Source organism: Cobetia sp. SIMBA_158 (genome assembly GCF_046566945.1).
Lineage (GTDB): Bacteria > Pseudomonadota > Gammaproteobacteria > Pseudomonadales > Halomonadaceae > Cobetia > Cobetia amphilecti.
Genome location: NZ_JAWJYL010000003.1, coordinates 113,180 through 125,971, shown reverse-complemented (window position 1 = coordinate 125,971; position 12,792 = coordinate 113,180). Strand labels below are relative to the sequence as shown.

Sequence of the window (12,792 nt, the reverse complement as noted above, 5' to 3'; positions counted from 1 at the left end):
GTCTTGTGTGACGTTTCGTCTCTGTCACCTGAGCGGCTCATCAGCCGGCGACGACCGTGGACAGCAATGCCATCCCTCCTACCAGCAGTGCGGCCGTCACCAGCCCCACCACCAGAAAGTCCAGCGCATGGCCGTGCTCGAAATCACGCTTGCGATTGGCCTCCTTCTGGACACCAAAGAATGCTGCCAGTACGGATTTGACTTCATTGATCATGATCGCCTCCTAGTCGGTGACCTCACGCAATTCATCATCTGGGCACAGGGTTGTCTGAGAATAGGGTTGTTGAAGCTAGGGTTGTTGAAGCCAGGGTTGACTGGGGACAGCACAGGATGCTCGCGCGCATTCCAGCAGAGGGAGCTATGCTCAACTCAGCTCAGGTTGCGAAGCCTGCGCCACTAGACACCAGCCACTATCACTATTGGTCACAATAACGCCAAACACCAGCCGCCCCGCAGGTATTTCCCCAAGGTTTGCACTCATCAGCTATCAGATACCATGAGACAGGAGTCCAGAATGCCAGTCGCCAATCAACCGATGCAGCCTTTCGCTGCCATGTTCAGCACCCCACTGCCCTGGATGAATCGACCCGACGACCTCGTGCATTCCCTCGCCCCCTTGATGCGTTGTCAGCAGGTATGGTGGACCCTGAGCCTCAAGGCATATGAGCAGGAAATCGAGTTTATTCGCATGTGGCAGACCAAGAGCATGGAAATGGGCCAGTGTCTGCTATCGACCGGGTTCGTTGACCCACACGAGTCGAAGGAGTGCCTGACGGAGATTGTCAGTGATGTGCAGGAACATACCGTCAAGCGCCTGAAACGTCTGCAAGGCCTGACAGATGAATTGAAGGAAGCCATCTGGGAGGAGATCTAGACCACAGTCCTGGACCGAGGGCTGGTGGGAACGTTGCCGAATGAAGCTTGCCGTCAAACAGGCAAGCGGTCTCGTAGATACGTCGGCAAGCCAATAATTCGCTAAGCTGGTAAACCAATAACAAGACGTCAGAAAATCTATCGGGCTAGATAACCATTGGATCCAGATGCGCCAAGCGAGAAACGCACAACGCCCAGCCTTCAGGAAGAAGTGCCGGGCGTTGTTCTTGCAGGCTTGCACGCTTGCAGGCTTGCAGGCCTGAACAGACCAACGCGACGCGCAGTGCCATATCTGCGTAGCTCAGGTGATAGCTCAGGACTTGGCTCAGGGCGTAGTGCAAGAGACGTCAGGCAAGACTAAGGCTTACGCTGACTCCTCTGACTCCGCGTCTCCCTTGAAGGCCTCAAGCTCACGCAGCCATGTCTGGGCGGCCTCGCGATCGAGATCGAATTCCGCGATCAGGCTCTCGAGTCGCGCCACGAACTCCGCTTCACGCTGCTGAGCGCGCGCGTCGTCGGCGTCGTGGTTCGACTCAGCGGCGGGCGCAGGCTGAGAAGAGCGATCCAGCGCATTCAGCTCTTCCGCCAACGCCTTTTCGAGCTCATCAAAGAGAGCACGCTGCTTGCGAGCACTGGCAATGATCTTTTCATCATGTCGGTTCATGCACGATTTTCCACTTTTGATCTTGTCGACAACAAGAAGACAACGCTATGAGTTCACTGCAGGACGATGAGCGACAATTTGACTTGCAGCTTATGCACGACACCTTCAACACTCGACCGGCGCGCCTCAAATCAAGATGTTAGCGAGCCTCTTCTGGACAGCCATAGACAAATGACAGATATCTTCTTGAAAGCCATACAGAAAACTAGCTTCATCATGCCCCTTTCAACGCCTGCTCGCAAGACATCGCGCGATACGCAAAGCGCGCAAGTGCCCTGAACTGGGGCTTCACGGAGTGTTGAGCACTCTCACTTGGCATCTGGACGGCAACACCGTAGCGTTGGCTAGATGACGTCGAGGCCTGAAACGACATCTCTTGGGTCTTGCGCTAGCCGCTATGCTCGAAACAGTGCCATCATCGCCCTTCGCAGCGCCACCGCATCACTCATGGATGACGTGACTCGATGATCAAGGATAGTGATCTCTCTCGACATGGGCCAGATACCGGCCCGCCCGATCTTCGCTCCCCGGACAGACAGCGTCCGTTCGGCAAACCCTTGCGCCTGTGGCTGGGGTTGACCGCACTTTCCTGTCTCTCGCTTGGCGGCCTGCTGGTATTTCAGGAATCGCAGAGTCGCGAACAGGACATTCTGCAGGCCCAGGCGACCCAGATGCTGGTCGCTAGGGAGCGGCGTCAACAGGCCAGCCTGATGGTGGAGCAGACACTGGGCATGATCGCCTCGCGACATCGCGATTACGAGCATCGTCTGCAACGTCTTCTCATCACCACCATGCGCTCCCCGTCTCTGGGCATCAGCCATCTGAGTGGTCGTGATCGCTCCTTCGTCAGCACCGAACTATTGCGCCAGTTCCCGGACCTGCGCATCAACCCGGACTGGATCGACATCGTGCAGCTCCCCACCACGCTCCACCCTGACTGGTGGAATCAGGAGCTGAATCAGCGCCTCAATGCGGGCATGCGCAAGGCGCAATTCCTGCGCGGCACGGATGCCGGATTGGTGTTTGCCGTGCCTCTGGGGCAAGAGGAAGACAGCCCCGGCGCCGTGCGCCTTGATCGTCGACAGCAGCCTGCCCCCTGGGCGCTGGTGCATATCGACCCGAAGATGGTGGCCTTTCTGGTCGCCAATGAGCTGAGACAGTCACTGCACGCGAGTATCGAGCGCGAGGAAAGCCGCTATGTCTGGATCAACGAGATACTGGACCCGGCCGGCGGTGAGGGCTATGCACGCCGCTTGATCCATCCTCTGCTGCCGGCCACCGAAGGCAAGTTGCTGTCGACCGAGTACCAGGACAGCAGTGGCCGCTTCCCGTATCGCACCGAGCTCGAGGGTGTCTTGAACAGCAGTGGCATCTACTTCGATTACCGCTTCCCCAAGCGCCCGGGCGCCGAGCAGGTCGACAAGACCGCCTACGCCGCCCTGTATCCCCCCTTCCAGTGGATCATCGCCAGCGGCGTCTATCTCGATGACATCAGTGAAGCCGCCTTCAAGGCGCACGCAGACTTGATGAAGAAGAAGCAAGCGCTGGAGCGTTGGCACTTCCTGATCACGCTGCTGGTGACATTGATGCTCTGCCTGGCCTTTGGCTACGCCTTCCTGCGCCAGTATCGCGAGCGACAGCTGCAGATGCGCCAGCGCATGAATCAACTGGAGCATGAGCTTGAGCAGCGCGGCGAAGACAGGCTCGGGTCGGTGATGCGCATGATCCGCGAGGAACGCTGCCCCGAGCGCTCGGGAGAAGACTGGCTGGCCGCCAATCTTGTCAGCGCCATCGCGACACGACTCGGGATGGACCGCCAGGAAATCGCCACGCTGGAGCGCGTCGCCATGCTGCATGATATCGGCAAGCTGGCGCTGCCTGACTCACTGCTGCGACCACGCGATGAACTGCATTTCGATCAGTATCACTTGCTGCGTCGTCATGTCGAGATCGGTGCACGCATGATGGAAGACGCCCTGATGGCGCCCGCCGAAGCTGACCTGCTGCGTGCCAGCCAGCAGTTCATGCTCGGTGCCTGCAGCAGGTTGGCACCGCATGCAAACGGCAACGCTGATGCGCTCTCCCAGCCCACGCAGTCCTCTACAACACCTCCTGCTGCGTCTCCGTCCGGGTCTACTTCTACGCCTCCTCATGCAGACATCCTGCAGGCTGAGCAAGCCTCACCCGATACTGCAGCGACCTCTCATGGCGAGACGTCCCTCGCTGCCAGCACTCTGGCGCTGGTCGTGCAGGTCATCGAGCTGGTGCGACACACCGAGGTCAGTGAGGCCCAGGCGCTGTGCGATATCGAGCACCGTCATGGCCATCTACCGCCAGAGTTGCTGCAGGCGGCGCGTGAAGTGCTGACGGAGCAACCGATACCGCCGGCGCCCACCCTGCATCGACTCTGCCCGCAGCAGGTAGAACGTGACCCGAACCGGTGGCGCGACAGCCACAGTGGCTGCTTCACCCGTGCGCTGCTGGATGCCGCTCTCGAAGCGCTGGCCCGTGAGTGTCAGGACGCCATGGGACAGCACATCACGCTGTGCCATCTTCGTCTGAGCCGGAAGGGAAGCGCGCGACGCGACGCTGGCGGCAAACAACTTGCGCCACTCGATGCCCAACTTGGCCCGCACCTGAATGCCTGCTTCCATCCGCTGCGTGTCTTCCGCGTCAGTGAGGGCAACTTCATCGTGATGGGCCATCAATGTCGGGATATCTCGCCTGCGCAGAAAGTGACTCGCCACCCTGAAGGCAATGAGCCACTGTTCGAGGCGCCAGCCAATGGCACTGCCTCGCCGCCCACCGCCGATTCCCTGACATCGCTGGAGGACACCGCGACGCTGGAGGTCACGCTGCTCGATCTCTCCTGTGCCCAGACACTCAAGGAATGGCAACTGACCCTCAATGGCCACCTGGCTCGCTACCCGCCATCGGCTTGACCTGGTCATGGCGCTTTGCATGTGACCCGCCTTCCCAATGCCATAAGGCGTGACAGGGCCAGACATCATGTCTGGCCCCTGTGGTTATAGGCGCACTCCTTTTTACTACCCCCCTTATTACCCGCGTTCTTGTTGCCTCCATCCTTGTTAGCTGCGCCCTTGTTAGCTGTGTCGGGCGGGCTTCTCGCGCGACCAAAGTTGAAGTGTTTGCGCCTTGTTGAAATGTCCGACATTTATTAATGTGTGTTCAGACATTTATTCTGATGCTCGGAACCTCATGTGTCAGCGCCGCGCTCGCAGACGACGCGATGCAGTGACTCTCCTGATCATCTCCTCACGACAGGCATCTCAATGACCGACTCTCTGGCGACAGCCTCGCTCGCCACTGACAGCGCCTCGGCTGACGACGCGACCCCGCGCAGCATGGAGGCCATCGCCACCTGCATGGCGCGGGAAATCCTCGCGGGCAGCTTCGGCCCCGGTGACAGTTTTCCGCGTGAACTGGACCTCTGCCAGCGCTTCGACGCCAGCCGCAACCGTGTTCGCAATGCCCTGGCACAACTGGTGAGCGCCGGGCTGCTGGAGCGTACCGCCGGGCGCGGCACCATCGTACGCGAGATGAGCGAGTGGCAGCTGCTGGACCCGCTGATGAGCCATTGGGTCAGCGGTCTCGACGGTATCAACCCGGACCTGATGCGTGAGATCTACGCCTTCCGCCTCTCCGTCGAGCCCTATGTCAGTGCGCTGGCCGCAATGAAGGCCAATGCCCAGGACCTCGCGCGCCTGGAGCGCGCCTTCGAAGGCATGGTCAATACCGCCAATGACAGCTCACGCGAGGCGCATGCCGAGCATGATGTCGTCTTCCACGAGGCCATATACCACGCCACGCACAATCTGGTGTGGACACAGCTTGGCAGTTTGCTGCGCCCTTCCATCAGCCAACTGATCCACAGCACCCAACAGTCCGCGCAGCAGCATGATCACAGCCATCATCGCGCCAGCCTCGATCGTCACCGTGCGGTGATGGAGGCCATTCGCCTGCGCCAGCCCGAGATGGCACGCACCTGTGCCGAGCGGGTACTGGAGACCGCAGCGCGCGATCTCGGCTTCTCACCTGACCACCCGCAGCTGGGACACCGCCGCTTCTGATGCTGATCGGAGCGTCAGCTGATGACGGCCGATTCCACGACCCGCTTCGCCTGGCGCTGCCCCTCGTTCAAACGCCCATTCTCAACAAGGATGCATCCGTGAAAATCACCCGACTCAAGACCTGGCAAGTTCCGCCGCGCTGGCTGTTCCTCAAGATCGAGACCGATGAAGGCTGCTATGGCTGGGGCGAGCCGGTCATCGAGGGCCGCGCCGCGACCGTCGAGGCCGCCGTGCACGAGCTGTCCGATTATCTGGTCGGTCAGGACCCGCGCAATATCGAGCACCTGTGGAACGTGATGTACCGTGCGGGCTTCTACCGTGGCGGCCCGATCCTGATGTCTGCCATCGCCGGCATCGATCAGGCGCTGTGGGACCTGAAGGGCCGTGATCTGGGAGTGCCCGTGCACCAGCTGCTCGGCGGCCCGGTACGCGACAAGATGCGCATGTACGCCTGGACCGGCGGTGACCGCCCGTCAGATGTCGGCGCAGGCGCCAAGGCGCTGGTCGATCAAGGCTTCACCGCCTTCAAGATGAATGGCACGCCGGAGATGCAGATCGTCGATTCGCACAAGAAGATCGATGACGCCGTGGCACGTGTCGCCGAGGCCCGCGATGCGGTCGGTCCGGATGTCGGCATCGGCATCGACTTCCATGGTCGCGTGCATCGCCCGATGGCCAAGGCGTTGCTGCGTGAGCTGGAGCAATTCCACCCGATGTTCATCGAGGAGCCGGTCGCGCCTGAGCACCTGCCGTCGCTCAAGCACATCGCCGAAGGCATCGCGACGCCCATCGCCACCGGCGAGCGCCTGCACACCCGCTTCCAGTTCCGTGATCTGCTGGCGGACGGCATGGTCGACATCATCCAGCCGGATCTCTCCCACTGTGGCGGCATCAGTGAAGGCCTGAAGATCGCCACCCTGGCCTCGGCCTACGATGTGGCGCTGGCCCCGCACTGCCCGCTCGGCCCGTTGACGCTGGCGGCCTCGCTGCAACTGGACGCGGTGTGTCACAACGCCTTCATCCAGGAACAGAGCATGGGAATCCACTACAACAAGGACAACGACGTACTGGATTATCTGGTCGACAAGGATGCGTTGGCGATCAAGGACGGCTTCTGCGCCATTCCGCAGGGCCCGGGGCTGGGCGTCGAGATCGACGAAGCCTTCGTCGAGGAGCGTGCCAAGGTCGGCCATCGCTGGCGCAACCCGCTGTGGACCCACGAAGACGGCTCCGTCGCCGAGTGGTAATGCCGAGCATGCCGCAACGCACACACTGACAACACAGACGCCATGCCAGGACAGGCCTTCCGCCGAAGGCCTGTCACGCTCAAGGAAGGATTCGAAATGACTCGTACCGCATCATCCGAACGCCCCGCCTTCGCCGACTTTCGCTACCCGGACCTCGAAGGCGCCAGCGTCTTCATCACCGGCGGTGGCTCCGGCATCGGCGCCGCGCTGACCGAAGGCTTCCTCGCCCAGGGCGCCAAGGTCGCCTTCGTCGGCCTGTCCGATGCCAGCGAATTCTGTGACGCCATGGAAGCTCGCTACGCCAATCGTCCGCTGTTCATCCCCTGCAACATCCAGGATATCGAGGCGCTGCAGGCCGCCGTCGCTCAGGCGCGTGAAGCCCACGGGCTGATCAACGTGCTGGTCAACAACGCCGCGCGTGACACCCGTCATACGCTGGATGAGTGGACGGTGGAACAGTGGGATGAATCCATCGCCACCAACCTGCGCCCGCAATTTTTCACCGCCCAGGCCGTCGCCCCCGACATGCGCACGCTGGGTGGCGGCGCCATCATCAACCTATCTTCCAACAGCTACATGCTGGGACTGGACGGCTACCCGACCTACGTCACCGCCAAGGCCGGCATCATGGGCATGACCAAGGCGCTGGCGCGCGAGCTGGGCCCGGACGCCATTCGCGTCAACTGCCTGATTCCGGGCTGGGTGATGACGGAGCGTCAGCGCGAGCTGTGGGTCAACGACAAGGATTTGAACGAGTGCATTGACCAGCAGTGCCTGAAAGAGGCCATTCCGGTCGAGGACATGATCAATCCGTGTCTGTTCCTGGCCTCCAGCGCCTCGCGCATGATGACCGGCCAGCCGATGGTGGTAGACGGAGGCCGAGTGTGAGCGCCGTCAGCGTCACGCCGGCCTGGATCGCCGTCGACTGGGGTTCCAGCAATCTGCGCGCCTGGGCCGTCAATGGCGACGATGCAGTCATCGCTCAGGCCAGCAGTGCCCGCGGCATGCTGGGACTGGCGGCGGATGAGTTCGAGGATGTGCTGCGCGTGCTGATCAATGACTGGCTGCCCGACGATGCGACCTCTCCCATGCCGGTGCTGATCTGTGGCATGGCCGGCGCGCGTCAAGGCTGGCAGGAGGCGGCTTACCTGCCGTTGCCCACGGACAAGACGCCTTCCCGTGATGTGCTGGGGGCACTCTCCGAGCAGCTGACCCATGTTTCGACCCGCGACAGCCGCCTTGCCGTCGCCATCGTGCCGGGCCTCTGCCAGCAGCAGCCGACCTACGATGTCATGCGTGGCGAGGAGACCCAGCTGGCGGGCCTGGTCGCCGCCCAACCCGACTACAGCGGTGCGGTGTGTCTGCCCGGCACCCACGCCAAGTGGGCGCATCTCGTCGGTGGCGCCATCACCGGCTTCAGTACCTTCATGAGCGGCGAGCTCTTCAAGCTGCTCAGTCAGGATTCGGTGCTCAAGCACTCCGTCGCCGCGGGAGATCTCAGCGACCCCGCCCAGCGCGATGCCTATCTGGAGGGCATCGACACGGCGCTTGCCGCCCCGGAGCGCACCACCGCGCAGCTGTTCGGCATTCGTGCCCGTGATCTGCTCGATACGGCTCTGCCTCAAGGTGACGCTCGCAAGGCGGTACTCGGTGCTCGCCTGTCAGGCCTGGTGCTGGGGCTTGAGCTGGCGGGCGCCACTGCGGAGCTTTCGGATCACGCTACCATCACGCTGATCGGCGACGCCGTGCTGTGCCAGCGCTATCAGGTCGCGCTGGAGCATCTAGGCTATCAGGTCACCACCGCGGCCAACGCCGACATGATTCTGGCAGGGCTCGGACGCATCCAGCGTGCACGATCATCCGCGCAGGCATCGTCATCAGACCGTGGCTTGTCGTCGGCCCGTGCGTCGTCATCGGATCGCGCCTCTGTGAGCCATTGATTCAGCATTGCTGACATTGCCAGTCAGTGAGCCACGTCACTCCTCACTTCACCCAGCCCTTATTCAAAGAGCTCCTCTTCAAACAGCCCCTTTTCTGGAGATCGCCATGAGCCTGCCTCTGGTCGCCATACTGCGCGGTGTGACACCGCAAGACATCATCGCCATCGCCGACGAGATCATCGCCGCCGGCATCACCCGTATCGAAGTCCCGCTCAACTCCCCTCAGCCGCTGGAGAGCATCGCCGCGCTGGTCGAGCACTGCGAGCGCGCGCATGGCGGCAAGATCCTGATCGGTGCCGGCACTGTGCTGACCCCGCAGCAGGTGCGCGATGTGCACGCCGCGGGCGGCCGTCTGATCGTCTCACCCAATGCCGATGTCGATGTCATCCGCGAAAGCCGCCGGCTGGAGATGGTTTCGCTGCCCGGCATCGTCACGCCGACGGAAGCCTTCGCGGCTCTCGCTGCCGGCGCCTCGGGTCTCAAGCTGTTCCCGGCGACTCAGGTCGGCATCGTCAACATGAAAGCCATGCTGGCCGTGCTGCCCAAGGACACCGAGCTTTATGCCGTCGGCGGCATCGGCAGTGACAACTTCGCAGAATGGCGCGCGGGCGGTGTCCACGGCGCTGGCCTCGGCACGGCCATCTACACGCCCGGCCTGAGCGCCGCCGAGGTTGGCGAACGTGCCCGCACCCTGGTCGCGGCATGGCAGGCAGCAGACTGAACAGCGTAAAGAGCCCACGGATATCGCAAAGGAGCAGCAGATGACGTCATCACCATGCCTTGGCACTGCCAGGCGCCTCGTCGCCAGTGGCTGCGAGCTGGGCGAAGGACCGGGCTGGACGCCCGCAACCAAGGCCCTGCCTGCGCGAGTGCGCTGGCTGAACATTCTCGCCGGCGAGCTGCATCACGCCGCCGCGGACGGCAGTGATCACGTCATCACTCAGCTTGCGCGCCGCACCTCCTACGCAGCCGTTACCGAAGGCGGCGATTACCTGCTGGTCGCGCAGGGGATGCTCTCGCGCTTCACCCCCGAGACCGGCGCCGTGGAAGATGTCATGCCCTTCGAGGCGGAAACGACGCCGGCCACGCGCAGCAATGACGCGCGGGTCGATCGCCACGGCAGTCTGTGGCTCTCGAGCATGGGCTGCAACGCCGAGTCCGGCGCTGGCAGCCTCTATCGGCTGCATCGCGGTGAACTGACCCGCGTGCTCGAGGGGCTGAGCATCCCCAATGCGCTGTGCTTCTCGCCGGATGGCCGCTTCGCCTATTTCACCGACACCGTCACCGGTCAGGTGATGCGCTGGCAGCTGGACGCCGATGGCTGGCCACTCACCTCGGCAGGTGAATACAACGCCCCCGAAGTGTGGGCCGATCTGCGGGATGCCGGTGGTGGCCCGGATGGCGCCGTGATCGATGCCGATGGCCACATGTGGATCGCGCTCTGGGGGGCCGGCCGCGTGGCAAGGCTCGACCACGACGGCAAGGAAATCGCCCATGTGGCGCTGCCGGTCAGCCAGCCTTCGTGCCCGCTGTTCGGTGGCGAGGGGCTGAGCACGCTGTATATCACCACGGCGCATGAAGGCATGGCCACGCCGGATCATGCGGCAGGGGATGGTGACCTCTTCGCGCTGGACCTGTCAGCACACGGCTTCAAGGGACTGGCAGAGCCACCGCTGGTGCTGGGCTGACACTGCCATTCCGTCTCTGATCTTTCTTTATTTCTGGACCTCTCATGATGACCGCAGACGCCCCATCTTCCCGACCGTCGGCTGCTCCTGACGCGACCTGGTCAAGTGATCAGCAGTGGTTGAGCCTGAGTGCCGATGGCATCCAGCTGCAGCTGGATCTCGCCGATGGCCTGCTCAAGCTGGCCCATTTCGGGCGCATCGCGCCCATCAATCCGGATCAGCACCGCCTGATGAGCGCTGCCGCCACGCCCCAGGCGAGTTTGGATCAGCTGCCGCCCAACACCCTGTTCAATGATGCCGGGCTCGGCTTTGCCGGCTATCCCGCGCTGATCGGTGACCGCGAAGGCCGCGACTGGCTGACGGCGATGCGTCTGAGCGATGTGGTCTGCTCGACGGATGCCACCGGCGCCCACGCTCGCCTGACGCTTCGCGACAGCCTGAGTGAGCTGGAAGTGCTACTCGCGCTGACCGTCACCCGCGAGGGCGTATTGCGTCAGCAGACGACCCTGAGCAATCAGTCATCAGCGCCCTACCGGCTCGAATGGCTGGCGGCCGCCTGCCTGCCGCTGCCGGTCCGCTTCGAGGAATGCCTGAGTTTCGGTGGCCGCTGGGTACAGGAATTCACCGAGACGCGTCATCGTGTCAGCGAAGGCACTTTCACGCTCGAGAACCGTCGCGGGCGCAGCTCGCATCAACGCGTGCCGACGCTGATCACCGGCACGCCAGGCTTCAGCGAGCAGCGTGGCGAAGTCATCACCGCGCATCTGGCGTGGAGTGGCAACCATCGCGCCCTGATCGAGCGACAGTTCGATGGCAGCACCCAATTGCAGATGGGCGCCCTGCTGCTGCCCGGCGAGCAGAGGCTGGCCGCCGGCGACAGCGTGACCACCCCGGAAGTGGTGATGTCCTGGTCGGATACGGGCATCAATGGCGCCAGCCAGCGCATGCATCGCACCCTGCGCGCGCGCCTTGACTGGCCGGTGGCCGACAAGCCGCGTCCGGTACACGTCAACACCTGGGAAGCGCTCTACTTCGATCACGATGCGACGCGTCTCGAGGAGTTGGTCGTTGCCGCCGGTGAGGTGGGTGCCGAGCGTTTCGTGCTCGATGATGGCTGGTTCGTCGGCCGGGATGGCGAGCGCGCCGCCCTGGGCGACTGGTATCTGGATACCGGCAAGTACCCGCAGGGGCTGGGGCCGCTGATCGAGTCCGTCCAGGCGCACGGCATGGAATTCGGCCTGTGGGTCGAGCCCGAGATGGTCAATCCGGACAGTGAACTCTTCCGCACCCATCCGGACTGGATTCTCGGGCTGGAGGGGCGTGAGCAGCCGCTGGGACGTTATCAATGCGTGCTGGACCTGACCCGCCGCGAGGTCTGTGACTACCTGTTTGCGCGCCTCGATGCGCTGCTCAGTGAGTACCCGATCAAGTATCTGAAATGGGACATGAATCGCGACCTGACCCACGCGGGCGGCCAGTCGGAGGAAGGTCGCGGCAAACCTGCCGCGCATGCTCAGGTCAGCGCGCTCTACTCGCTGCTGGCCCGCCTGCGAAAGGCGCATCCCGGCGTCGAGATCGAGAGCTGTGCCTCGGGTGGCGCGCGCACCGATCACGGCATTCTGCGGCACACCCATCGCGTCTGGACGTCTGACTGCAACGACCCCCACGAGCGCACGCATATCCAGCGTGGGGCCAGTCGCGTACTGCCGCCGGAGCTTCTGGGCGCCCATATCGGGCCGCAACACGCCCACACCACCTCGCGGCGCACGACGCTCGCCTTCCGCGCTTCCACGGCACTGTTCGGTCATCTGGGGCTGGAGCTGGATGTCAGCCAGCTCGATCAGGCGGAGCGCAGTGAGCTGCGCGGCTGGATAGCGCGCTACAAGTCGCTGCGTGGCCTGCTGCACAACGGTATCAGCTGGCGTCTGGATTGCCTGGATGACCATCAGCATGCCCACGGCGTGGTCAGTCAGGATGGCCAGCAGGCCCTTTTCAGCATCAGCCAGCTGGCCATGCCTCGTCACGCCGTGCCCGCCGCCCAGCCGCTGACCGGCCTGCAAGCCGACACGGCCTACCGGCTCGAGCTGCTGGAACTTCCGGAGCACCCGGAGCGACGCATGAAGCAGCTGCCCGCCTGGATCAGCCGACAACAGGCCGGCGAGCCGGTCGTCGTCTCCGGTGAGTACCTGATGCGTGAAGGCCTTGCCCTGCCGGTGCTGGACCCCGACCAGGCAATCCTGATTCACCTTCAGGCGGTTACGGCATGACCCGTGCCGCGCCGGCCGTGAT

General features: G+C 63.1%; 11 protein-coding genes. 9 read left to right on the top strand and 2 right to left on the bottom strand.

Annotated elements, in window-relative coordinates; genetic code table 11:
• Positions 1-40 precede the first annotated feature (40 nt).
• The gene (locus tag R2R70_RS06545; RefSeq protein WP_410977636.1) at positions 41-214 is read right to left on the bottom strand and encodes a DUF2970 domain-containing protein; all 174 of its coding nucleotides are present in this window, start codon (positions 212-214) and stop codon (positions 41-43) included.
• 300 nt (positions 215-514) lie between these two features.
• Here R2R70_RS06545 and R2R70_RS06540 point away from each other — a divergent pair, with 300 nt between their 5' ends.
• Positions 515-874, top strand: coding sequence for a hypothetical protein (locus tag R2R70_RS06540; RefSeq protein WP_410977635.1), 360 nt, complete (start codon positions 515-517; stop codon positions 872-874).
• A gap of 363 nt (positions 875-1,237) precedes the next feature.
• On the opposite strand, the gene R2R70_RS06535 is transcribed toward R2R70_RS06540, so the two are convergent.
• The gene (locus tag R2R70_RS06535; RefSeq protein WP_153635790.1) at positions 1,238-1,537 is read right to left on the bottom strand and encodes a hypothetical protein; all 300 of its coding nucleotides are present in this window, start codon (positions 1,535-1,537) and stop codon (positions 1,238-1,240) included.
• Between the two features lie 464 nt (positions 1,538-2,001).
• Here R2R70_RS06535 and R2R70_RS06530 point away from each other — a divergent pair, with 464 nt between their 5' ends.
• The 8 genes from R2R70_RS06530 to R2R70_RS06495 all read left to right on the top strand — a co-directional run bounded on the left by R2R70_RS06530 (position 2,002) and on the right by R2R70_RS06495 (position 12,770).
• Positions 2,002-4,479, top strand: coding sequence for a cache domain-containing protein (locus R2R70_RS06530; RefSeq protein WP_410977634.1), 2,478 nt, complete (start codon positions 2,002-2,004; stop codon positions 4,477-4,479).
• A 351-nt stretch (positions 4,480-4,830) separates the two neighbouring features.
• Entirely contained in the window at positions 4,831-5,628 is a 798-nt protein-coding gene (locus R2R70_RS06525; protein ID WP_410977633.1) for a FadR/GntR family transcriptional regulator, read from the top strand.
• A 98-nt stretch (positions 5,629-5,726) separates the two neighbouring features.
• Positions 5,727-6,875, top strand: a complete 1,149-nt coding sequence (gene dgoD, locus R2R70_RS06520; protein ID WP_054556643.1) for a galactonate dehydratase — start codon at positions 5,727-5,729, stop codon at positions 6,873-6,875.
• Positions 6,876-6,971: 96 nt separating this feature from the next.
• Positions 6,972-7,763 carry an SDR family NAD(P)-dependent oxidoreductase gene (locus R2R70_RS06515; protein WP_410977632.1) on the top strand — a complete coding sequence of 264 codons (792 nt, stop codon included), beginning with the start codon at positions 6,972-6,974 and terminating at the stop codon, positions 7,761-7,763.
• A complete protein-coding gene (locus R2R70_RS06510; RefSeq protein ID WP_131432062.1) occupies positions 7,760-8,815 on the top strand; it encodes a 2-dehydro-3-deoxygalactonokinase in 1,056 nt (351 codons plus the stop codon). Before R2R70_RS06515 ends, R2R70_RS06510 begins: the two co-directional genes overlap by 4 nt.
• A gap of 106 nt (positions 8,816-8,921) precedes the next feature.
• A complete protein-coding gene (locus R2R70_RS06505; protein WP_107334768.1) occupies positions 8,922-9,536 on the top strand; it encodes a 2-dehydro-3-deoxy-6-phosphogalactonate aldolase in 615 nt (204 codons plus the stop codon).
• A 40-nt stretch (positions 9,537-9,576) separates the two neighbouring features.
• Positions 9,577-10,503 carry an SMP-30/gluconolactonase/LRE family protein gene (locus R2R70_RS06500; protein ID WP_410977631.1) on the top strand — a complete coding sequence of 309 codons (927 nt, stop codon included), beginning with the start codon at positions 9,577-9,579 and terminating at the stop codon, positions 10,501-10,503.
• 44 nt (positions 10,504-10,547) lie between these two features.
• Positions 10,548-12,770: an alpha-galactosidase gene (locus tag R2R70_RS06495; protein WP_410977630.1), complete on the top strand. Its 2,223-nt coding sequence runs from the start codon at positions 10,548-10,550 to the stop codon at positions 12,768-12,770.
• Positions 12,771-12,792: the final 22 nt, after the last annotated feature.